The following is a 21864-nucleotide window of genomic DNA, read 5'->3' on the forward strand; positions in this document are numbered from 1 at the left end:
CCGGAGACACTGGGGCCTCGCATGCTTATCTCTACCTGAGTGACAAGAACGGCGGTAACCTCGGTGACTGCCGTTTTCGTTCGGGCACTATTTGCCTGCCACTTCAGGGGTCTCCATGGAAAGAATCACCTTAAAACCGCTGCTCCTTGCTGCCGGCCTGCTGGCATTCATGCCCATGGCCCAGGCAGCCAGCACCCTGGTCTACTGCTCCGAAGCCAGCCCTGCCGGCTTCGACCCCAGCCAGTACACCAGCGGCACCGATTTCGATGCCTCCGCCGAAACCGTGTTCAACCGCCTGACCCAGTTCAAGCGTGGCGGCACTGAAGTCGAACCCGGCCTGGCAACCAATTGGGACGTGTCCAAAGACGGCCTGATGTATACCTTCCACCTGCGCGATGGCGTCAAGTTCCACACCACCGACTATTTCACCCCGACCCGTGATTTCAACGCCGACGACGTGCTCTTCACCTTCCAGCGCCTGCTGGATCCCGAGACCCCGTTCCGCAAGGCCTATCCATCGGAGTCGCCCTACTTCACCGACATGGGCTTGAACACCACGATCAAGAGCGTCGAAAAACTCGACGAGCACACCGTGCGCTTCAACCTGAACAACGTTGACGCCTCCTTCGTGCAGAACCTGGCCATGAGCTTCGCCTCGGTGCAGTCCGCCGAATATGCCGCGCAATTGCTCAAGGAAGGCAAGGCCGCGGACATCAATCAGAAGCCGGTGGGCACCGGGCCATTTGTGTTCAAGCGTTACCAGAAGGATTCGCAGATTCGCTACAGCGCCAATAAACAGTATTGGAAGCCCGAAGATGTGAAGCTCGACAACCTGGTGTTCTCGATCACCCCGGACGCCGCCGTGCGCCTGCAAAAGCTCAAGGCCGGCGAGTGCCAGGTCAGCGGTTACCCGCGCCCTTCCGACATCGAAGTGATGAAGCAAGACCCCAACCTGCGGGTTCTTCAGCAAGCCGGCTTCAACCTGGGCTTTCTCGCCTACAACGTGACCCACCCGCCCCTGGACCAGCTCAAGGTGCGCCAGGCGCTGGACATGGCCATCGACAAGCCGGCAATCATCAAGGCGGTGTACCAGAGCGCCGGACAATTGGCGCAGAACGCCCTGCCTCCGGCCCAGTGGTCTTATGACCCGACAATCAAGGACGCGCCCTACGATCCGGCCAAGGCGCGGGCGCTACTAAAAGAAGCAGGGGTTGCACCAGGTACCACCCTCAACCTGTGGGCGATGACCGTACAACGCGCTTCGAATCCCAATGCCCGGATGTCGGCGCAGATGATCCAGCAGGATTGGGAAAAGATTGGCATCAAGGCCAATATCGTCAGCTATGAGTGGGGCGAGTACATCAAACGCGCCAAAGCCGGCGAGCACGACGTGATGATCTACGGCTGGACCGGCGACAACGGCGACCCGGATAATTGGCTGGGCGTGCTCTACAGTTGTGCCGCGGTGAAGGGCAGCAACTATGCAAAATGGTGTAACCCGGCCTACGACAAACTGGTGCAGCAGGCCAAGGTCAGCAGCGACCGCGAGCAGCGCATCAAGTGGTATCAACAGGCACAAAAAATCCTTAAGGAACAAGTACCTATAACGCCTATCGCAAACTCGACGGTTTTCCAGCCCCTGCGAAAGGAAGTGCAGGACTTCAAGATCAGTCCTTTTGGACTCACTCCCTTCTACGGCGTCAGTCTGAATAAGTAACAGCCGCGCCCCAACCGAGTGCGCCAGACGCCTCGGCTGGGCATTCCTGGTGCAGCCCTCGCACCGAAAAAAACCCTCAAAAGTGCGTAAATGTGTCTGAACTTACACATATGCGACATTCGTGTACGTTCGTACCACTGTTTAGCCGTTGTAGGCTCTCAACATCTTGCATTGGGTATGGGCCCTGCATAAGTATCCGCAGGTCGACTCACGAGGTCGCCCTCACTACCAAAAATGACAACAAATCATGAGGCCAACATGCTTAAACACGCAGTCATTCCGTTATTAGTCAGCGCCGGTTTAATGGCTGCTGCACCTTTCGCCCAAGCGGCGAGCAACCTGGTGTTCTGCTCCGAAGGGAGCCCGGCCGGTTTTGATCCAGGCCAGTACACCACCGGAACAGACTTCGATGCTTCGGCCGAAACCATGTTCAACCGTCTGACCCAGTTCGAGCGCGGCGGCACCGCTGTTGTTCCTGGGCTCGCCACGACCTGGGACGTTTCCCCGGATGGCCTGACGTACACCTTCCACCTGCGTGAAGGCGTCAAGTTCCACACCACCCCGTACTTCAAGCCAACTCGTGAATTCACGGCTGACGACGTACTGTTCACCTTCAACCGGATGATCAATAAAGACGATCCGTTCCGTAAAGCCTACCCGACCGAGTTCCCGTACTTCACGGACATGGGTATGGACACCAACATCAAGAACATTGAGAAAGTCGATGACCACACCGTCAAGTTCACCCTTGGCACCGTGGACGCCGCCTTCATCCAGAACCTGGCAATGAGCTTCGCCTCCATCCAGTCGGCTGAATACGCCGCCCAGCTGTTGAAGGAAGGCAAGGCACAGGACATCAACCAGAAGCCAATCGGCACTGGTCCGTTCGTGTTCAAGAGCTACCAGAAAGACTCCAACATCCGTTACACCGGCAACAAGGATTACTGGAAACCTGAAGACGTGAAGATCGACAACCTGATCTTCGCCATCACTACCGACCCGTCGGTGCGTATCCAGAAGCTGAAGAAAAACGAATGCCAGGTGACCCTGTTCCCACGTCCGGCCGACCTCAAGGCGCTGGGTGAAGACAAGGACCTGAAACTGCCGCACCAGGCCGGTTTCAACCTGGGCTACATCGCCTACAACGTAATGCCGGTCCTCAAGGGCCAGACCGCGCCTAACCCGCTGTCCGACCTGCGCGTGCGTGAGGCCCTGGACATGTCGGTGAACAAGCAGCAGATCATCGACTCGGTGTACCAGGGCGCAGGCCAACTGGCTGTCAACGCCATGCCGCCAACCCAGTGGTCCTATGACACCACCATCAAGGATGCGCCGTTTGATGTGACCAAAGCCAAGGCTCTGCTCAAGGAAGCCGGCGTCAAGGAAGGCACCGAGATCACCCTGTGGGCGATGCCGGTCCAGCGTCCGTACAACCCGAACGCCAAGCTGATGGCCGAGATGCTGCAGAACGACTGGAAACAGATCGGCCTGAAAGTGAACATCGTCAGCTATGAGTGGGGCGAGTACATCAAGCGTTCCAAAGGCGGCGAGAACCAGGCCATGATCATTGGCTGGAGCGGCGACAATGGTGACCCGGACAACTGGCTGAACGTGCTGTTCGGCTGCGATTCCCTGGCCGGCAACAACTTCTCCAAGTGGTGCGACAAGAAATTCGACGGCATCGTGAAAGAAGCCAAGGCGACTTCCGACGTAGCCAAACGCACCGAGCTGTACAAGCAGGCGCAACATATCCTCAAAGATGCAGTCCCGATGACACCTATCGCGCACTCGACGGTGTATCAACCCATGCGCAACAACGTGCAGGACTTCAAGATCAGCCCATTTGGCTTGAACTCCTTCTACGGCGTGAGCGTAAGCGGCAAGTAAGGATCTCTGGCGGCGACGTTTCATAACGTCGCCGTTATTGCATCCGCCAAGACCGTAGGAAACAGACCACCTCCGCACACGCTGCCGTCCTACGGCAGCTAACTGCGAATCGCGGCTCCGTTACCTACAAGGTCTGTCAGATTCGTTGCATTTACTGCCCGGCTCCCGACCCATAACGTCGTGGTACGGCGGACGCATCGTCTCTGTAGGGCAACTGCCGTTGTGGGATCAGTGTTGTCGCAAGGTCGTGAATGACCTTGCGATTGCTCACTGACGAAAACAACAAACAAGGATCGGGATTGTTATGCGCCATACCACCGTTCTATCCGCGATATTTGGCACCAGCCTGCTGGCTGTGGCCTCGATGGGCCAGGCTGCCGAGAAAAAGAGCCTGGTGTTTTGCTCCGAAGGCAGCCCGGCGGGCTTCGACACCGCGCAATACACGACGGCCACCGATAACGACGCCGCCGAGCCTATCTACAACCGCTTGGCCGAGTTTGAAAAAGGCGCGACCAATGTCGTACCGGGCCTGGCAACCCGTTGGGATATTTCCGAAGACGGCCTGACCTATACCTTCCACCTGCGTGAAGGGGTGAAATTCCACGGCAACAAGGACTTCAAGCCGACGCGCGACTTCAACGCCGACGACGTGCTGTTCACCTTCAATCGCATGCTTGACCCCGAACACCCGTTCCGCAAGGCCTACCCCACCGAGTTTCCGTACTTCAACGGGATGAGCCTGAACAAGAATATCGCCAAGGTCGAGAAAACCGACCCGCACACCGTGGTGATGACCCTGAACACGGTCGACGCCGCGTTTATCCAGAACATCGCCATGAGCTTCGCCTCGATCCTGTCGGCTGAATACGCCGACCATTTGCTCAAGGTCGGCAAGCCCAGCGACATCAACCAGAAGCCGATCGGCACCGGGCCGTTCGTGTTCCAGCGCTACCAGAAAGACTCGCAGATTCGCTACACCGGCAACAAACAGTACTGGGACCCGAGCCGCGTGAAGCTCGACCAGCTGATTTTTGCGATCAACACCGACGCCTCGGTACGGGTGCAAAAGCTCAAGGCCGGCGAATGCCAGATCACCTTGCACCCGCGCCCGGCCGACGTCGAAGCCCTGAAGGCCGATCCGAATCTGCAACTGCTGACCAAGCCGGGTTTCAACCTGGGCTACATCGCCTATAACGTGCGGCACAAGCCCTTCGACCAGCTCGAAGTGCGCCAGGCCCTGGACATGGCGGTGAACAAGCAGAGCATCCTCAACGCCGTGTACCAGGGCGCGGGGCAACTGGCGGTCAACGCCATGCCGCCGACCCAGTGGTCTTACGACGACACCATCAAGGACGCCGCCTACAACCCGGAAAAAGCCAAGGAACTGCTCAAGGCTGCCGGCGTGAAGGAAGGTACCGAGATCACCCTGTGGGCGATGCCGGTACAACGGCCGTACAACCCCAACGCCAAGCTGATGGCCGAAATGCTGCAAAGCGATTGGGCGAAGATTGGTCTCAAGGTGAAGATCGTCAGCTATGAATGGGGCGAGTACATCAAGCGCACCAAGAATGGCGAGCATGACATCAGCCTGATCGGCTGGACCGGCGACAACGGTGACCCGGACAACTGGCTGGGCACCCTCTACAGCTGCGACGCCATCGGCGGGAACAACTACTCCATGTGGTGTGACCCGGCGTACGACAAGCTGATCAAGCAAGCCAAGGTCGTCACCGACCGCGAACAAAGGACTGTTCTATACAAACAGGCGCAGCAACTGCTCAAGCAGCAGGTGCCGATCACGCCAGTCGCCCACTCGACGGTCAACCAGCCGTTAAGCGCCAAAGTCGAAGGTTTCAAAGTGAGCCCCTTCGGCCGCAACGTGTTCTCGGGCGTCAGCATCAACCCATAAAAAGATAACCGGATTGCGCAGGGCGAGCATTCGCCTTGCTGCAAACGTGCAGCCTTATTTCGGGTTTTACCCATGGGCAAACGTTTGCAAAGGCTTGAACGAGTTACACACCCAATAGCCGGTTCACCTAAAAAGACCGGCATTAAAAAGAGAACCAAAGGAGCTTCACCCATGAAACTGAGCAGCACCGCGCTACTGGCCCTGGCCATCAGCAGCATCACGGCTAACGCCTACGCTGATCCTGCAAGCCAGGACTTCGTTCCAACCACACTGGCCGGCACCAGCGCCCAAAGCGAGGCCAAAGGCTTTATCGATGGCGCAAGCCTGGGCGGTACAACCCGTAACTGGTTCTCCAACGAACAACGCTTCCGTGGCAGCAAGTTCACTTACCAGAAGCACGGCGAAGCCCGTACTGACAACTACCGTACCAACTGGGTGCAAGGCACCATCCTCAACGCTACCTCGGGTTTCACCCAAGGCACCGTTGGCGTGAGCACTGAAGTGGCGGTCTACAACGCTCTGGTCCTGGACCGCAGCAAGCGCGACATCAAGGGCGGCTCCAACCGTACCCTGGCCGACTCCGACGGCGACGCTGTAGACCAGTGGAGCAAACTGGGCCTGGCCAACGTCAAGTTCCGTGTCTCGAACACCACCTTGACCGCCGGTCGCCAGAACTTCAGCAGCGGCATCATCGACACCATCGGTAACCGTGCGCTGCCTTCGAGCTTCGAAGGTGTGAGCTTCAACAGCGAAGAGTTCAGCAACCTGTCCTTCCAGGGCGGCGTGTTCGACCGCGTTTCGCCACGGACCGAGCAGAGCCTGTCGAAATTCCGTACTGAATACGGCAATGGTCGCCAGGAAACCGACAAGGTCAACACCCTGGGCGTCAACTACCAGCCGTTCAAGAGCCTGAAGACCAGCCTGTTCGCCGCTAACGTGGAAGACTTCTGGAACCAGTACTACTTCGGTGCTACCCACGAGCTGGGTGACAGCCAGACCCTGTCCCTGACCACGGGCCTGAACTACTACAAGACCGTCGACGAAGGCAAAAAGTTGATGGGCAAGATCGACAACGACACCTACTCGCTGTCGTTCGGCCTGACCCACCAGGCTCACAGCCTGACCTTCTCCTACCAGGCCGTGAACGGCGACGAGTACTTCGACTACCTGCACGAAACCAACGGCATCTACCTGGCCAACTCCCTGACGTCCGACTTCAACGGTCCGAACGAGAAGTCCTTCCAGATCGCCTACGGCATCAACATGGCCGAATACGGCGTGCCGGGCCTGAAGTTCAACGTCTACTCGGCACGTGGCTGGGGTATCGACGGTACTCACTACACCGGCGACGGCGGCCGCGCTGGCTTTGCCTACAACGGCATTCAGGCCCAGGACGGCGAGAAGCACCAGGAATACGGTGTAGGCGCGGCTTACGCGATCCAGAGCGGCGCACTCAAGGCCACCACCATTCGTGGTACCTACGTGACTCACCGTGCCAGCGCCAACCAGGCTGACGGCAACCTGCGTGAGTTCCGCCTGGTGACCACCATCCCGTTCAACATTCTTTAATCAGCGCCAGGTCGGCGGCGGGCTCAGGACGGGCCCGCCGCCTACGCTTGTCTGGTCCAATCGATTGCAGAGGGCTCTTAGATGAAAATGCTCCCGTTACAAGCCGCCATTGCCGCTGCGCTGTTGAGCGTTGCTGTCGGCATCTCGGCCAAACCGTTGGTCGTCTGCACCGAAGCCAGCCCGGAAGGCTTCGATCCGGTCCTGTACACCACGGCTGTCACCGCCGACGCCGCGGCCGAAACCATCTTCAACCGCCTGGTGGACTTCAAGCCCGGCACCACCGAAGTGATCCCGGCACTGGCCAAAGACCTGCCCGAGATCAGCGCCGATGGCCTGACCTACACCTTTCACCTGCGTGACGACATCAAGTTCCACACCACCGACTACTTCAAACCCACGCGCAACATGAACGCCGACGACGTGCTTTGGAGCTTCCAGCGCCAGCTGGACCCGAATCACCCGTGGCACAAAAAGTCCAACGTGGGCTACCCATACTTTGAAAGCATGGGCTTCAAGGAACTGCTCAAGAGCGTAGAGAAGACCGATGACCACACCGTGGTCTTCACCCTGACCCGCCCTGAAGCACCGTTCCTGGCCGACCTGGCCATGGCGTTTTCCTCGATTCACTCCGCCGAATACGCCGACCAGTTGCTCAAGTCCGGCAAGACCGATGACCTGAACGCCAAGCCCATCGGCACCGGCCCGTTCATCTTCACCCGCTACGCCAAAGACGCCCAAGTGCGCTTCAAGGCCAACCCGGACTACTTCCGTGGCAAGCCGCCGGCTGACCCGCTGATCCTGGCCATCACCACCGACAACAACGTGCGCCTGCAAAAGCTCAAGGCCAACGAATGCCAGATCGCGCTGTATCCGAAACCGGATGACGTGCCGAGCATGAAGGCCGACCCGAACCTGAAGGTGGCGGAACTGGCAGCGATGACCACCGCCTACACCGCGCTGAACACCACCCACAAATACATGAGCGACGCGCGGGTGCGTCACGCGATCAACATCGCGTTCGACAAGAAGGGCTACAACGAATCCCTGTACGGCAAAGGCAACGCCGTCGACGCCACCGGCCCGTACCCGCCAACCCTGCTGGGTTTCAGCGACAAGCTGAAAAACCCGCCCCGCGACCTCGACAAGGCCCGCGCCCTGCTCAAGGAAGCCGGCGTACCGGAAGGCACCGAGTTCACCCTGTTCACCCGCAACGGCGGCGGCCCGACCAACCCCAACCCAATGCTCGGCGCCCAGCGCATGCAGGCGGATTTGGCGCAGATCGGCCTGAAAGTGAACATCAAGGTCATGGAATGGGGCGAAATGCTCAAGCGCGCCAAGAATGGCGAACATGACATGGTCTCCGCCGGCTGGGCGGGGGATAACGGGGACCCGGATAACTTCCTCACCCCGAACTTGAGTTGCGATGCAGCGAAAAACGGCGAAAACTACGCCCGCTGGTGTAACAAGGAGTTTCAAGACTTGATCGACAAGGCGCGCGCCATCGCTGAACCCACCCAGCGCGCTGCACTCTATGAACAAGCAATGGACGTTTTCGACAAGGACCAACCATGGATTCCCATGGCTTACCCGAAAATGTTCACCGCCATGCGTAAAAACGTCGAGGGTTATACCCAAAGCCCTCTGACCACAAATAACTTCGCCACCACCCAGGTGAAGTAGATAAGAGACGCTCGGCACCGTCGACATTGACGGTGCCGAACCTGCCTAACCGGCTGATTGAGGTACACAACAAGATGTTTAGTTTTATTGCCCGCCGATTGGGGTTATTGATCCCCACGTTTTTCGGCATCACCTTGCTGACCTTCGCGTTGATTCGCATGATCCCTGGCGACCCCGTCGAAGTCATGATGGGCGAACGACGAGTCGACCCCGAGATGCACGCTCAGGCAATGGAACGCCTTGGTCTGAATAAACCGCTCTACGCGCAATACCTGGATTATGTCGGCAAGCTCGCCCACGGCGACCTCGGCGAATCCCTGCGCACCCGTACCAGCGTGTGGACTGAATTCACCGCCCTTTTCCCTGCGACCCTGGAACTGTCCATGGCCGCCCTGTTGTTCGCCGGCATCCTGGGGCTGTTAGCCGGGGTGATCGCGGCCTTGAAGCGAGGATCCCTGTTCGACCATGGGGTGATGGGCATCTCCCTGGCGGGATATTCGATGCCGATCTTCTGGTGGGGCCTGATCCTGATCATGTTCTTCTCCGTCAGCCTGGGCTGGACGCCAGTCTCCGGACGGATCGACCTGCTCTACGACATCGAGCCGCGCACCGGCTTCATGCTGATCGACACCCTGCTGGCCGACGAGCCGGACGCATTCTGGGACGCGTTGCACCACCTGATCCTGCCGGCCATCGTGCTCGGCACCATCCCGCTGGCCGTTATCGCGCGGATGACCCGTTCGTCGATGCTCGAAGTACTGCGCGAAGACTACATCCGCACCGCCAAGGCCAAGGGCCTGTCGCCGGCACGCGTGGTGTTCGTCCACGGCCTGCGTAACGCCTTGATCCCGGTACTCACCGTGGTCGGCCTGCAAGTCGGCACATTGCTGGCCGGGGCGGTCCTGACCGAAACCATCTTCTCGTGGCCCGGCATCGGCAAATGGCTGATCGAAGCCATTGGCGCACGGGATTATCCCGTGGTGCAAAACGGCATCCTGTTAATCGCCTGCCTGGTGATTCTGGTGAACTTCGTGGTGGATATCCTCTACGGCTTCGCCAACCCACGCATCCGTCACCAGCGCTGAGATCATGACCATGACCACACCTACTCCCGCGGTAGCAGTCGATCAAAGCCTGCTGTACCCGTCCCCGTACAAAGAATTCTGGCAAGCCTTTTCCAAGAACAAGGGCGCCGTTGCCGGCCTGCTGTTCATGTTGCTGGTGGTGTTTTGCGCGCTCTTTGCCCCTTGGGTGGCCCCGCATAACCCGAGCGAGCAATACCGTGACTTCCTGCTGACCCCTCCGGCCTGGCTGGAAGGTGGGCAGATCCAGTTCCTGCTGGGCACCGATGAACTCGGGCGTGACCTGCTGTCGCGCCTGATCCAGGGTTCGCGCCTGTCGTTGCTGATCGGCTTGTCGTCGGTGGTGATGTCGCTGATCCCGGGGATCCTGCTGGGCCTGTTCGCCGGTTTCTTCCCGCGCCTGCTCGGCCCGACCATCATGCGCCTGATGGACATCATGCTGGCCCTGCCGTCGCTGCTGCTGGCTGTGGCGATTGTCGCGATCCTCGGCCCTGGCCTGATCAACACCGTGATTGCGATCGCGATCGTGTCGCTGCCGTCCTATGTCCGTCTGACCCGCGCTGCGGTGATGGGCGAACTGAACCGTGACTACGTGACTGCCGCCCGCCTCGCCGGCGCCGGCCTGCCGCGCCTGATGTTCGTCACCGTGCTGCCGAACTGCATGGCGCCGCTGATCGTTCAGGCCACCCTGAGTTTCTCCTCGGCGATTCTCGATGCTGCCGCCCTGGGCTTCCTGGGCCTTGGCGTACAACCGCCAACCCCTGAGTGGGGCACCATGCTGGCTTCGGCCCGCGACTACATCGAACGCGCCTGGTGGGTCGTGAGCCTGCCTGGCTTGACCATTTTGCTCAGCGTGCTGGCAATCAACCTGATGGGCGACGGCCTGCGCGATGCGCTGGACCCGAAACTCAAGAACGCCGCCTGAGGAGATTCCCATGTCACTGCTAGAAATCAAGAATCTCAATGTCCGCTTCGGCGACAAGACCGCCGTGCCGGTGGTCGATGGCCTCGACATCTCCGTCGACAAAGGCGAAGTACTGGCGATCGTTGGCGAGTCGGGTTCGGGTAAATCCGTGACCATGATGGCGCTGATGGGCCTGATCGAGCACCCCGGCATCGTCACTGCCGACGCCCTGAACTTCGACGGCAAGGACATGCTCAAGCTGAGCAACCGCCAGCGTCGGCAGATCGTCGGCAAAGACCTGGCGATGGTGTTCCAGGACCCGATGACCGCCCTGAACCCCAGCTACACCGTGGGTTTCCAGATCGAAGAAGTGCTGCGCCTGCATTTGAAGATGTCCGGCAAGCAAGCGCGCAAGCGTGCCATCGAACTGCTCGAAAAGGTGGAAATCCCGGGCGCAGCCAGCCGTATGGATGCCTACCCGCACCAGCTGTCCGGTGGTATGAGCCAACGTGTGGCCATCGCCATGGCGATTGCCGGCGAGCCGAAACTGCTGATCGCCGATGAACCGACTACTGCGCTCGACGTGACCATCCAGGCCCAGATCATGGACCTGCTGCTGGCCTTGCAGAAAGAGCAGAACATGGGCCTGGTGCTGATCACCCACGACCTCGCGGTAGTGGCCGAAACCGCCCAGCGCGTGTGCGTGATGTACGCAGGCCAAGCCGTGGAAGTTGGCCAGGTGCCGCAGTTGTTCGACATCCCGGCGCACCCGTACAGCGAAGCGTTGCTCAAGGCGATCCCCGAGCACAGCCTCGGCGCCACGCGCCTGGCCACGCTGCCGGGTATCGTTCCCGGCCGTTATGACCGCCCGCAGGGTTGCCTGCTGTCGCCGCGGTGCCCGTATGTGCAGGAGTCCTGCCGCGCCCAACGCCCGGGCCTTGACCCGAAAAGCAACAGCCTTGCCCGCTGCTTCTACCCGCTGAACCAGGAGGTGGCGTAATGGCCGTCGTACTTACCGCCCGCGACCTGACCCGTCACTACGAAGTGTCCCGTGGCCTGTTCAAGGGCCATGCCCTGGTGCGCGCACTCAACGGTGTGTCGTTCGAGCTCGAAGCCGGCAAGACCCTCGCGGTCGTGGGCGAGTCCGGTTGCGGCAAATCCACCCTGGCCCGCGCCCTGACCTTGATTGAAGAGCCGTCTTCCGGCTCGCTGAAAATCGCCGGGCAAGAAGTCGCCGGTGCCGACAAGGCCCAGCGCAAGCAACTGCGCAAAGACGTGCAGATGGTGTTCCAGAGCCCTTACGCCTCGCTGAACCCGCGCCAGAAGGTCGGCGACCAACTGGGCGAGCCGCTGCTGATCAACACCAACCTGTCTGCCGCCGAGCGCCGGGAAAAGGTCCAGGCGATGATGAAGCAAGTGGGCCTGCGCCCTGAGCATTATCAGCGCTACCCGCACATGTTCTCCGGCGGCCAGCGCCAGCGAATCGCACTGGCGCGGGCGATGATGCTGCAACCCAAGGTGCTGGTGGCGGATGAACCGACCTCGGCGCTGGACGTATCGATCCAGGCCCAGGTGCTGAACCTGTTCATGGATTTGCAGCAGGAATTCAACACCGCCTACGTGTTCATCTCCCACAACCTCGCGGTGGTGCAGCACGTCGCCGACGACGTAATGGTGATGTACCTCGGCCGCCCGGTTGAAGTCGGTCCAAAGGAAGACATCTACGCACGCCCGCTGCACCCGTACACCCAGGCGCTGCTGTCGGCGACCCCGACCATTCATCCGGACCCGAACAAACCGAAGATCAAAATCGTCGGCGAGTTGCCCAACCCGTTGAACCCGCCATCCGGCTGCGCCTTCCACAAGCGCTGCCCGTACGCGACCCAGCTGTGCAGCACCGATGAACCGGTGCTGCGACCTCTGGACAACCGCCAGGTGGCTTGCCACTACGCGGAGCAATTTGTGGTCTGACGTGCAAAAAAAATGCTCTGGAGGGTGAGTCCAGAGCATTCCAGTGTTCTACAGCCCTGCTTGTCGGATAGCGCATCTGTTCGGCAAGCGGGGCTTTCTTTTGCCTGCGTTACTTATGTATCGCTGTCGCCATCGTTGTAGGTGTCGCTGTCTTCGCCATCATTGTCCGGGTTCTCGGCATCGTCATCGTCCTTGGAACCGCCCTGGTTTTCGTCACCGGGCTCGGATTCACTCTTGGCCAACTGCAAGCCACCCGCCTGCACCGTCTTCGCCGCCACAAACCCCGTGCCATGGCTTTGCACAGCCGTATTGGCCCACGCGGCAGACATGCCCAATGACATCATCACCAGCACTTTGAGCAACAGCACCACACGTTGAAAGATACTCATGGTCGAATTCCGCCCAGTCAGGAGTTGAACTGCGTACGACAGCTGTCCGCCGTCGCCTTGCTTCAAACTAGTCCCGAACTGAAGTTTTCGCCAATGAAACAACCTGAATAGCAGCCAAAGAAAAAGGCGAAGCCATCACAGCTTCGCCCTCTCTTATATCGCTAACCCTTAGTGATGCTCACGGGTCGCGCGGAATTTCACATCCGGCCAGCGCTCTTCCATCAGCGCCAGGTTGACCCGAGTCGGGGCCAGGTAGGTCAGGTGACCACCGCCGTCGATCGCGAGGTTTTCCACGGCCTTGATCTTGAACTCTTCCAGCTTCTTCTTATCGCTGCAGTCGATCCAGCGCGCGGAGTACACGGTGATCGGCTCATAGGAGCATTCCACCTTGTATTCCTCTTTCAGGCGACTGGCCACTACATCGAACTGCAGCACACCGACGGCGCCGAGGATGATGTCGTTGCTGCGTTCCGGGAAGAACACCTGGGTGGCACCCTCTTCCGCCAACTGCTGCAAACCTTGGCGCAGTTGCTTGGATTTCAGCGGGTCACGCAGGCGTACGCGGCGGAACAGTTCCGGGGCGAAGTGCGGGATACCGGTGAAGCCCAGCACTTCGCCTTCGGTGAAGGTGTCACCGATCTGGATGGTGCCGTGGTTGTGCAAGCCGATGATGTCGCCGGCATACGCTTCTTCCAGTTGCTCACGCTCGGAGGAGAAAAAGGTCAGGGCGTCGCCGATGCGCACGTCCTTGCCGGTACGCACGTGGCGCATCTTCATGCCTTTTTCGTATTTGCCGGAGCAGATACGCATGAAGGCGATACGGTCGCGGTGCTTGGGGTCCATGTTCGCCTGGATCTTGAACACGAAGCCGGCGAATTTCTCTTCCACAGGCTCCACGGTACGCTCGTTGGCAACCCGGGCCAGCGGCTTGGGTGCCCAATTGACCACGGCGTCCAGCACGTGATCGACACCAAAGTTGCCCAGGGCGGTACCGAAGAACACCGGCGTCAGCTGGCCGTCGAGGAATTCCTGCTGGTTGAACTCGTGGCAGGCGCCCTGCACCAGTTCCAGCTGGTCGACAAACCGGTCGTACTCGTCACCCAGGTGGGCGCGGGCTTCGTCGGAGTCGAGCTTCTCGATGATTTTCACATCGGTACGTTCGTGGCCGTGGCCGGCGGTGTACACAATGATGTAGTCGTCGGCCAGGTGGTACACGCCCTTGAAGTCGCGGTAGCAACCAATCGGCCAGGTGATCGGCGCGGCCTTGATCTTCAGGACGGCTTCGATTTCGTCCAGCAGTTCGATCGGGTCGCGGATGTCACGGTCGAGTTTGTTGATAAAGCTGACAATCGGCGTATCCCGCAGGCGGCACACGTCCATCAGCGCGATGGTGCGGGGCTCGACGCCTTTACCGCCGTCGAGGACCATCAGCGCCGAGTCCACCGCCGTCAGGGTGCGGTAGGTGTCTTCGGAGAAGTCTTCGTGGCCCGGGGTGTCGAGCAGGTTGATCATGTGGTCGCGATACGGGAACTGCATGACCGACGTGGTAATGGAAATACCACGCTGCTTTTCCATTTCCATCCAGTCGGAGGTGGCATGGCGGTCGGATTTACGGGATTTCACCGTGCCGGCCACCGCGATCGCCTTGCCCATCAGCAACAGCTTTTCGGTGATGGTGGTTTTACCGGCATCGGGGTGGGAAATAATGGCGAAAGTGCGGCGTTTCGCGACTTCGGCGGCCTGGTGGGTCATGGGAAATCGCCTGGCAGGTGAGTCAAAAAAGGGCGGCGAGTATAGCGCAAACCCGGGGTGACGGACCACCGTTCACCCCATTGGGGGTGGCTAATTGCTGCCAAGTATGGAACCTTTTAAAAGGTAGAGACGTCCACTCCCCTGCTATCGCACTCGTAACAGGGGCTGAAAAATCAGCAAGTTAGCCTGACGAGGCTGCGCTCATGGCTCGACCGCATACCGCGTTGCCGGTAGGGGCGAGCTGCTATTCGCGACCACATTCGCCGACAGCCAGGAATGGCATTGCCGCTCGGAAATGTGTTCGCCGACAAAAGAAAAAAGGAGTCCGCCTGTGGCTATTCGCTATGGCAAAGGGCTGATAGGAGGAGCGGTTGTCGTCGCTCTCCTGGCCCTGCTGGTCCACTGGATCGGCATCAACACGATCGAACTGTACCGCGACGATTTGTTGTTTTACCTGCAAGCTCACTTGATCCTCGTCCTTGTTTCGATGCTGGCCGCCCTGATCGTAGGGATTCCCGCCGGTATCCTGCTGAGCCGACCCAACATGGTCGGGCGCGCAGAACGCTTCATGCAGATCTTCAACATCGGCAATACCGTCCCTCCCCTGGCCGTACTGGCCATCGCCCTCGGTGTCCTTGGCATCGGCAGCGGCCCCGCGATCTTCGCGCTGTTCCTCGCCTCGTTGCTGCCCATCGTGCGCAACACCTATGAAGGCCTGAAAAACGTTCAAGGTTCCCTGAAAGAAGCCGCCGTCGGCATCGGCATGACGCCGCGCCAGGTGCTGTTTCGCGTGGAATTGCCCAACGCCGTGCCGATCATCATCGGCGGTGTGCGCGTGGCCCTGGCGATCAACGTCGGTACCGCGCCCCTGGCGTTCCTGATTGGCGCCAACAGCCTGGGCAGCCTGATCTTCCCCGGCATCGCCCTGAACAATCAGCCGCAACTGCTGCTCGGCGCCGCATGCACCGCGCTGCTGGCCTTGCTGCTCGACGGTCTGGTGACCATGGCCAGCCGCCTTTGGCTGGAACGCGGGTTGCGTCCGTCTTAAGGCTTTGGCCCCGTCTTGGGCCTGAAACAGGAATTCACATGAAAAAACTGACATTGATATTGAGCTGCGTCCTGCTGTTCGCAGGGTTTGCGCAAGCCGCTGAAAAACCGGTCATCCGCATCGGCGCCCGGGTGTTCACTGAACAGACCCTGCTCGCCGAAATCACCTCCCAGTACCTGCGCACCAAGGGTTACGACACCCGTGTGACCGGCGGCCTGGGCAGCAACCTGGCACGCAGTGCCCAGGAAAGCGGGCAACTGGACCTGATCTGGGAATACACCGGCGTGTCGCTGGTGGCCTACAACCACGTCGACGAGAAGCTCGACAGCGAACAGTCCTACGCCCGAGTGAAAGAACTCGACGCGAAAAAAGGCCTGGTCTGGCTCTCCCCGTCGAAATTCAGCAACACCTACGCCCTGGCCCTGCCAGAGAACGTGGCCAAGGAATTCCCGCAGATCAACAGCATCAGCGACCTGACCGCGGCACTGGCCGAGAAAACCAAGGAAAACCGCCTGGTGGCCCTGGACACCGAGTTCGCCAACCGTTCCGACGGCATGGCCGGCATGGTCAAGCTGTACGACATGAACCTGACCCGCAAGAACACCCGGCAGATGGACGCCGGCCTGGTGTACACCGCGCTGCGTAATGGCCAGGTGTTTGCCGGCTTGGTCTACACCACCGACGGTCGCCTGAACGCCTTCAAATTGAAGCTGCTGGAAGACGACAAGCACTACTTCCCGGACTACACCGCCGCGCCGGTGGTGCGTCAGGTTTACCTCGATGCCCATCCGCAACTGGCCGCTGATCTCAAGCCACTGGCTGCGCTGTTCGACGACGAAACCATGCGCCAGCTGAACGCGCGGGTCGACGTCGACCACGAAAGCCCGTCCGCCGTGGCCGCAGATTTCCTGCGCCAGCATCCGATCAACTAAGAGGAGAAGACATGGAATTCCTGAACGCCTTTTCCCATCTTGATTGGGCCCAAGTCCTGCACCTGACCTGGCAGCACATCACCCTGGTCGGCATTGCAGTGATCCTCGCAATCGTCGTCGGCGTGCCCCTGGGCGTGCTGATGACCCGCTTCCCGACGCTCGCCGGCCCATTGCAAGCCAGTGCCACGGTGTTGCTGACCGTGCCGTCGATCGCGCTGTTCGGCCTGCTGCTGCCGTTCTACTCCAAGTTCGGCCAGGGCCTGGGGCCGATGCCGGCGATCACCGCCGTGTTCCTCTATTCCCTGTTGCCCATCATGCGTAACACCTACCTCGCCCTCACCGGCGTTGAGCCAGGCATTCGCGAGGCCGCCAAAGGCATCGGCATGACCTTCGGCCAGCGCTTGCGCATGGTCGAGCTGCCGATTGCCGTACCGGTGATCCTCGCCGGTGTGCGCACCGCCGTCGTCATGAACATTGGTGTGATGACCATCGCCGCCACCATCGGCGCCGGTGGCCTGGGTGTACTTATTCTGGCTTCCATCAGCCGCAGCGACATGTCGATGCTGATCGTTGGCGCCGTGCTGGTCAGTCTCCTGGCCATCTTCGCCGACCTGCTTCTGCAATGGCTGCAACGCACGCTGACTCCAAAAGGACTGCTCAAATGATCGAACTTCAAAACCTGACCAAGACCTTCCAAAGCAACGGCAAGACCATCACCGCCGTTGATTCCGTAAGCCTGACCGTCAACGAAGGCGAAATTTGCGTATTCCTCGGCCCCTCGGGCTGCGGCAAGAGCACCACGCTGAAGATGATCAACCGCCTGATCAAGCCGACCTCCGGCAAGATCCTGATCAACGGCGAAGACACCACAGACCTCGACGAAGTGACCCTGCGTCGCAACATCGGCTACGTGATCCAGCAGATCGGTCTGTTCCCGAACATGACCATCGAAGAGAACATCGTGGTGGTGCCCAAGCTGCTGGGCTGGGACAAGCAGAAATGCCACGACCGCGCCCGCGAGTTGATGAGCATGATCAAGCTCGAACCCAAGCAGTACCTGCATCGCTACCCGCGTGAGCTGTCCGGCGGCCAGCAACAGCGGATCGGCGTGATCCGCGCCCTGGCGGCGGATGCACCGTTGCTGCTGATGGATGAGCCGTTCGGCGCGGTCGACCCGATCAACCGCGAGATGATCCAGAACGAGTTTTTCGAGATGCAGCGCGCGCTGAACAAGACCGTGATCATGGTCAGCCACGACATCGACGAAGCCATCAAGCTGGGTGACAAGATCGCGATCTTCCGCGCCGGCAAGCTGCTGCAGATCGACCACCCGGACACCCTGCTGGCCCACCCTGCCGACGAGTTCGTCAGCAACTTCGTTGGCCAGGACAGCACCCTCAAGCGCCTGCTGCTGGTGAAGGCTGAAGATGCGGCGGACAACGCGCCGTCGGTCAGCCCGGAAACCCCGGTGGCGGATGCCCTGGAGCAGATGGATGAGCTGGACCGTCGCTACGTGGTGGTCACCGATGCCGAGAACAAGGCCCTGGGTTATGTGCGACGTCGCGACCTGCATCGTCAGACCGGTACCTGCGGCCAGTACCTGCGGGAATTCAACGCCACGGCGGCGTACGACGAGCATTTGCGCATCCTGTTGTCGCGCATGTACGAGTTCAACCGCTCGTGGTTGCCGGTGATGGATGCGGAGCGGGTGTTCCTGGGGGAAGTGACCCAGGAGTCGATTGCCGAGTATCTGAGTTCCGGTAAGTCCCGTGGGGGCAAGACCAGCATTGTGTCGCCTGCCGAGACAGCACTGGCCTGACCTGACACACAGCGGTCAAAATGTGGGAGCGGGCTTGCTCGCGAAGGCGGAGTGTCAGTCACCGGATGCATTGGCTGATACACCGCATTCGCGAGCAAGCCCGCTCCCACATTGGATCTTCACTGTACCCGCAACACCTCAAATTGCCCCTACCGGGGAACATCAATCCGTCATACCGGTCGGTTACATAAGTAGCTGCACGCGGCCGCACGACGAACGCGTGCAAAAACGCGACATTTTTAGTTGATCTATAGCCCCTCACGTCCTAAAGTTCGCGCCGAACGTCCATGCTGGAAACGATCCATCCGGCTCAAGTACTGACGACGAGACAGCAAGGCCAAGGGAAGCGGTTGATCCCATGGCCTTTTTGCTTTCGGCGACATGCCTTGGGAAGTAGGCGAACCAAAGTGGGGATACGGAGGACGTTCATTTGCACCCATTGATCAATCTAGTTTGCCAGTAGGAGTTCCCAGCATGTCGATCCAGGTCGAAGACTATTTCGCGCGCGCCACTTTTGACAAAATGAAGGCGTTCGCCGACACCCAGGAAACCCCGTTCGTGGTGATCGACACCGCGATGATCAGCCAGGCCTACGATGACCTGCGCGCCGGTTTCGAATTCGCCAAGGTGTATTACGCCGTCAAGGCCAACCCGGCCGTCGAGATCATCGACCTGCTCAAGGACAAGGGTTCGAGCTTCGACATCGCGTCGATCTACGAGCTGGACAAGGTCATGGACCGCGGCGTCAGCCCCGACCGTATCAGCTACGGCAACACCATCAAGAAATCCAAGGACATCCGTTACTTCTACGAGAAGGGCGTGCGCCTGTTCTCCACCGACTCCGAAGCCGACCTGCGCAACATCGCCAAGGCCGCCCCGGGTTCGAAAGTGTATGTGCGTATCCTCACCGAAGGCTCGACCACGGCCGACTGGCCGCTGTCGCGCAAATTCGGCTGCCAGACCGACATGGCCATGGACCTGCTGATTCTCGCTCGCGACCTGGGCCTGGTGCCTTACGGCATCTCCTTCCACGTCGGCTCGCAGCAGCGTGACATCAGCGTGTGGGACGCGGCGATTGCCAAGGTCAAAGTGATCTTCGAGCGCCTGAAGGAAGAAGACGGCATCCACCTGAAGCTGATCAACATGGGCGGCGGCTTCCCGGCCAACTACATCACCCGCACCAACAGTCTGGAAACCTACGCCGAGGAAATCATCCGCTTCCTCAAGGAAGACTTCGGTGACGATCTGCCGGAAATCATCCTGGAGCCGGGCCGTTCGTTGATCGCCAACGCCGGGATCCTGGTCAGCGAAGTGGTACTGGTTGCGCGTAAATCCCGCACCGCCGTCGAGCGCTGGGTATACACCGACGTGGGCAAATTCTCCGGCCTGATCGAAACCATGGACGAAGCCATCAAGTTCCCGATCTGGACCGAGAAGAAAGGCGAGATGGAAGAAGTGGTCATCGCCGGCCCGACCTGCGACAGCGCCGACATCATGTACGAGAACTACAAGTACGGCCTGCCGCTGAACCTGGCGATTGGTGACCGGATGTACTGGTTGTCCACCGGTGCGTACACCACCAGCTACAGCGCAGTTGAATTCAATGGCTTCCCGCCATTGAAATCGTTCTACCTGTAAACGCACGCCCTGATCGTTCCCACGCTCTGCGTGGGAACGCATCCGGTGACGCTCTGCGTCACGCCGTTAGAGCGGACGCAGAGCGTCCAGGGCGGCATTTCCACGCAGCGCGTGGGAACGATCAAGTTCAATCGCATGCTCTTGATAGATCTCGGCCATTGCCCGTATCTGCGGCTCATTGGCGGCACACAACGCCTTGTGCGCCACCCGCAAGAACCTCAAATTCCCGCCCGCCAGTGCCTTGCGCAACCATTCCAGTGCCGTTTCTATCTCGCCCCGGTCCGCCAACACCGCCGCATAACTGAACTGCCCGCGAAAATCCCCGCCTTCTGCTGACTGGCGATACCACGCCACCGCCGCCTCCAGATCCCTCGGGCAGTACTGCCCTTCTTCCAGATAACGCCCCACCAGGTTCATCGACTTGGCATGGCCCAGTTCCGCCGCCTGTCGATAACACGCCAGCGCCTGGGCTTGATCCTCGGCAACCCCGCGCCCGGTCGCCAGCAGGTTGGCGTAGTTGTACAAGCCCCAATCCAGCCCGGCCTCGGCCGCCCGACGATATTCCCGGGCCGCCGCCACGGCATCCGCCTCGCAACCCCAGCCATGCTCCAGGCAACGCCCGAGCATATTGCGCGCCATCAAATGCCCGCCCTTGGCGGCGATGCGGAACCAGCGCATTGCCAGTGCTTCATCGCGCTCGATGCCGCGCCCTTCCAGCAGGATTTGCCCGAGCAGCGCCTGGGCATCCACCACGCCCTCTTTCGCGGCGATCAAAATCGCCTGGGCGGCGCGCACCGGGGAGTCGTCGAGCATGCTCTGCAATTGCTCAACGTTGAGTACTTCTTCACGGCGCAATAAAAAGCCCACGGTCAGACCTCAACCCAGCGGCGCAGCAGGTTGTGATAGGTGCCGGTGAGCTGGATCAGCGCGGGGTGGTCGGGCACGTCGCGGCTCAGTTGCTGGATCGCCCCGTCCATCTCGAACAGCAAGGTGCGCTGGCTGTCCTCGCGCACCAGGCTTTGGGTCCAGAAAAACGAGGCGTAGCGCGCGCCACGGGTAACGGCGTTGACCTTGTGCAGGCTGGAGCCGGGGTACAGCACCATGTCGCCCGCCGGCAACTTGACCCGCTGCAGGCCGAAGGTGTCCTGGATTTCCAGCTCGCCGCCGTCGTAGTCGTCGGGGTCGCTGAAAAATACGGTGGAGGAAAGGTCAGTGCGCACCCGCTCGTGGCTGCCCTTGGACTGGCGCACGGCGTTGTCGATATGGAAGTCGAAACTGCCGCCGGCGGTGTAACAGTTGACCAATGGCGGGAAGACCTTGTGCGGTAACGCCGCTGACATGAACAGCGGATTTTTCCACAGTCGATCGAGGATCGCCGCGCCGATTTCCTTTGCCAGCGGGTGGCCTTCCGGCAGTTGCAGGTTGTGTTTGGCCTTGGCCGATTGGTGCCCGGCAGTGATTTTGCCGTCGGCCCACTCGGTGTGCGCCAGGGCTTCGCGGATGCGCAGCACTTCCTCGCGAGAGAACAGGCCGGGAATGTGCAGCAACATGGAGGCATTACCTGAAA

Annotated in this window: 18 protein-coding genes; 14 read left to right on the plus strand and 4 right to left on the minus strand. The window is 60.1% G+C overall.

Annotated elements, in window-relative coordinates:
* Positions 1–115: 115 nt before the first annotated feature.
* The 9 genes from V6607_RS28270 (at position 116) to V6607_RS28310 (ending at position 12719) form a co-directional block, all read left to right on the plus strand.
* On the plus strand, positions 116–1717 hold the full coding sequence (locus V6607_RS28270) for an ABC transporter substrate-binding protein (RefSeq protein ID WP_134327323.1): 1602 nt from the start codon (positions 116–118) through the stop codon (positions 1715–1717).
* A gap of 258 nt (positions 1718–1975) precedes the next feature.
* Positions 1976–3604 carry an ABC transporter substrate-binding protein gene (locus V6607_RS28275; protein WP_003216000.1) on the plus strand — a complete coding sequence of 543 codons (1629 nt, stop codon included), beginning with the start codon at positions 1976–1978 and terminating at the stop codon, positions 3602–3604.
* Between the two features lie 304 nt (positions 3605–3908).
* Positions 3909–5513, plus strand: a complete 1605-nt coding sequence (locus tag V6607_RS28280) for an ABC transporter substrate-binding protein (protein ID WP_087694611.1) — start codon at positions 3909–3911, stop codon at positions 5511–5513.
* Between the two features lie 171 nt (positions 5514–5684).
* Positions 5685–7082 carry an OprD family porin gene (locus tag V6607_RS28285; RefSeq protein ID WP_003215995.1) on the plus strand — a complete coding sequence of 466 codons (1398 nt, stop codon included), beginning with the start codon at positions 5685–5687 and terminating at the stop codon, positions 7080–7082.
* A gap of 81 nt (positions 7083–7163) precedes the next feature.
* On the plus strand, positions 7164–8762 hold the full coding sequence (locus V6607_RS28290) for an ABC transporter substrate-binding protein (RefSeq protein WP_087694613.1): 1599 nt from the start codon (positions 7164–7166) through the stop codon (positions 8760–8762).
* Positions 8763–8836: 74 nt separating this feature from the next.
* The gene (locus tag V6607_RS28295; RefSeq protein WP_003215992.1) at positions 8837–9847 is read left to right on the plus strand and encodes an ABC transporter permease subunit; all 1011 of its coding nucleotides are present in this window, start codon (positions 8837–8839) and stop codon (positions 9845–9847) included.
* A 10-nt stretch (positions 9848–9857) separates the two neighbouring features.
* Positions 9858–10769, plus strand: a complete 912-nt coding sequence (locus tag V6607_RS28300; protein WP_003215991.1) for an ABC transporter permease subunit — start codon at positions 9858–9860, stop codon at positions 10767–10769.
* Positions 10770–10779: 10 nt separating this feature from the next.
* Entirely contained in the window at positions 10780–11748 is a 969-nt protein-coding gene (locus tag V6607_RS28305) for an ABC transporter ATP-binding protein (RefSeq protein WP_008437263.1), read from the plus strand.
* Positions 11748–12719, plus strand: a complete 972-nt coding sequence (locus V6607_RS28310; protein WP_003215987.1) for a peptide ABC transporter ATP-binding protein — start codon at positions 11748–11750, stop codon at positions 12717–12719. Before V6607_RS28305 ends, V6607_RS28310 begins: the two co-directional genes overlap by 1 nt.
* Positions 12720–12832: 113 nt before the next feature.
* Here the strand turns inward: V6607_RS28310 and V6607_RS28315 are convergent, their stop codons facing one another.
* Both V6607_RS28315 and V6607_RS28320 read right to left on the minus strand, forming a co-directional pair.
* The gene (locus V6607_RS28315; protein ID WP_003215984.1) at positions 12833–13108 is read right to left on the minus strand and encodes a hypothetical protein; all 276 of its coding nucleotides are present in this window, start codon (positions 13106–13108) and stop codon (positions 12833–12835) included.
* A 168-nt stretch (positions 13109–13276) separates the two neighbouring features.
* Complete coding sequence (locus V6607_RS28320; protein ID WP_003215978.1) at positions 13277–14860, minus strand: peptide chain release factor 3; 1584 nt, start codon at positions 14858–14860, stop codon at positions 13277–13279.
* A gap of 331 nt (positions 14861–15191) precedes the next feature.
* On the opposite strand from V6607_RS28320, the gene V6607_RS28325 reads away from it, so the two are divergent.
* The 5 genes from V6607_RS28325 (at position 15192) to V6607_RS28345 (ending at position 20297) form a co-directional block, all read left to right on the plus strand.
* Complete coding sequence (locus tag V6607_RS28325) at positions 15192–15908, plus strand: ABC transporter permease (RefSeq protein WP_003215977.1); 717 nt, start codon at positions 15192–15194, stop codon at positions 15906–15908.
* 38 nt (positions 15909–15946) lie between these two features.
* The gene (locus V6607_RS28330; protein WP_003215975.1) at positions 15947–16840 is read left to right on the plus strand and encodes a glycine betaine ABC transporter substrate-binding protein; all 894 of its coding nucleotides are present in this window, start codon (positions 15947–15949) and stop codon (positions 16838–16840) included.
* An 11-nt stretch (positions 16841–16851) separates the two neighbouring features.
* Positions 16852–17505, plus strand: a complete 654-nt coding sequence (locus tag V6607_RS28335) for an ABC transporter permease (protein ID WP_003215973.1) — start codon at positions 16852–16854, stop codon at positions 17503–17505.
* On the plus strand, positions 17502–18659 hold the full coding sequence (locus V6607_RS28340) for an ABC transporter ATP-binding protein (protein WP_008437274.1): 1158 nt from the start codon (positions 17502–17504) through the stop codon (positions 18657–18659). The genes V6607_RS28335 and V6607_RS28340 overlap by 4 nt, the downstream gene beginning before the upstream one ends.
* A 474-nt stretch (positions 18660–19133) precedes the next feature.
* Positions 19134–20297, plus strand: coding sequence for a type III PLP-dependent enzyme (locus tag V6607_RS28345; protein WP_003215969.1), 1164 nt, complete (start codon positions 19134–19136; stop codon positions 20295–20297).
* 66 nt (positions 20298–20363) lie between these two features.
* On the opposite strand, the gene V6607_RS28350 is transcribed toward V6607_RS28345, so the two are convergent.
* Both V6607_RS28350 and V6607_RS28355 read right to left on the minus strand, forming a co-directional pair.
* Positions 20364–21164 (minus strand): tetratricopeptide repeat protein, encoded by an 801-nt coding sequence (locus tag V6607_RS28350; protein ID WP_134327324.1) that lies wholly within the window; start codon positions 21162–21164, stop codon positions 20364–20366.
* A 2-nt stretch (positions 21165–21166) separates the two neighbouring features.
* Positions 21167–21847, minus strand: coding sequence for a Fe2+-dependent dioxygenase (locus V6607_RS28355; protein WP_003215964.1), 681 nt, complete (start codon positions 21845–21847; stop codon positions 21167–21169).
* Positions 21848–21864: the final 17 nt, after the last annotated feature.

The sequence above is a fragment of the Pseudomonas sp. KK18 genome (genome assembly GCF_037094675.1).
Classification (GTDB): domain Bacteria; phylum Pseudomonadota; class Gammaproteobacteria; order Pseudomonadales; family Pseudomonadaceae; genus Aquipseudomonas.

Coding starts and splice junctions, on each gene's coding strand:
- V6607_RS28270 (WP_134327323.1), top strand. CDS start 116: ATGGAAAGAATCACCTTAAAACCGCTGCTCCTTGCTGCCGGCCTGCTG.
- V6607_RS28275 (WP_003216000.1), top strand. CDS start 1,976: ATGCTTAAACACGCAGTCATTCCGTTATTAGTCAGCGCCGGTTTAATG.
- V6607_RS28280 (WP_087694611.1), top strand. CDS start 3,909: ATGCGCCATACCACCGTTCTATCCGCGATATTTGGCACCAGCCTGCTG.
- V6607_RS28285 (WP_003215995.1), top strand. CDS start 5,685: ATGAAACTGAGCAGCACCGCGCTACTGGCCCTGGCCATCAGCAGCATC.
- V6607_RS28290 (WP_087694613.1), top strand. CDS start 7,164: ATGAAAATGCTCCCGTTACAAGCCGCCATTGCCGCTGCGCTGTTGAGC.
- V6607_RS28295 (WP_003215992.1), top strand. CDS start 8,837: ATGTTTAGTTTTATTGCCCGCCGATTGGGGTTATTGATCCCCACGTTT.
- V6607_RS28300 (WP_003215991.1), top strand. CDS start 9,858: ATGACCACACCTACTCCCGCGGTAGCAGTCGATCAAAGCCTGCTGTAC.
- V6607_RS28305 (WP_008437263.1), top strand. CDS start 10,780: ATGTCACTGCTAGAAATCAAGAATCTCAATGTCCGCTTCGGCGACAAG.
- V6607_RS28310 (WP_003215987.1), top strand. CDS start 11,748: ATGGCCGTCGTACTTACCGCCCGCGACCTGACCCGTCACTACGAAGTG.
- V6607_RS28315 (WP_003215984.1), bottom strand. CDS start 13,108: ATGAGTATCTTTCAACGTGTGGTGCTGTTGCTCAAAGTGCTGGTGATG.
- V6607_RS28320 (WP_003215978.1), bottom strand. CDS start 14,860: ATGACCCACCAGGCCGCCGAAGTCGCGAAACGCCGCACTTTCGCCATT.
- V6607_RS28330 (WP_003215975.1), top strand. CDS start 15,947: ATGAAAAAACTGACATTGATATTGAGCTGCGTCCTGCTGTTCGCAGGG.
- V6607_RS28335 (WP_003215973.1), top strand. CDS start 16,852: ATGGAATTCCTGAACGCCTTTTCCCATCTTGATTGGGCCCAAGTCCTG.
- V6607_RS28340 (WP_008437274.1), top strand. CDS start 17,502: ATGATCGAACTTCAAAACCTGACCAAGACCTTCCAAAGCAACGGCAAG.
- V6607_RS28345 (WP_003215969.1), top strand. CDS start 19,134: ATGTCGATCCAGGTCGAAGACTATTTCGCGCGCGCCACTTTTGACAAA.
- V6607_RS28355 (WP_003215964.1), bottom strand. CDS start 21,847: ATGTTGCTGCACATTCCCGGCCTGTTCTCTCGCGAGGAAGTGCTGCGC.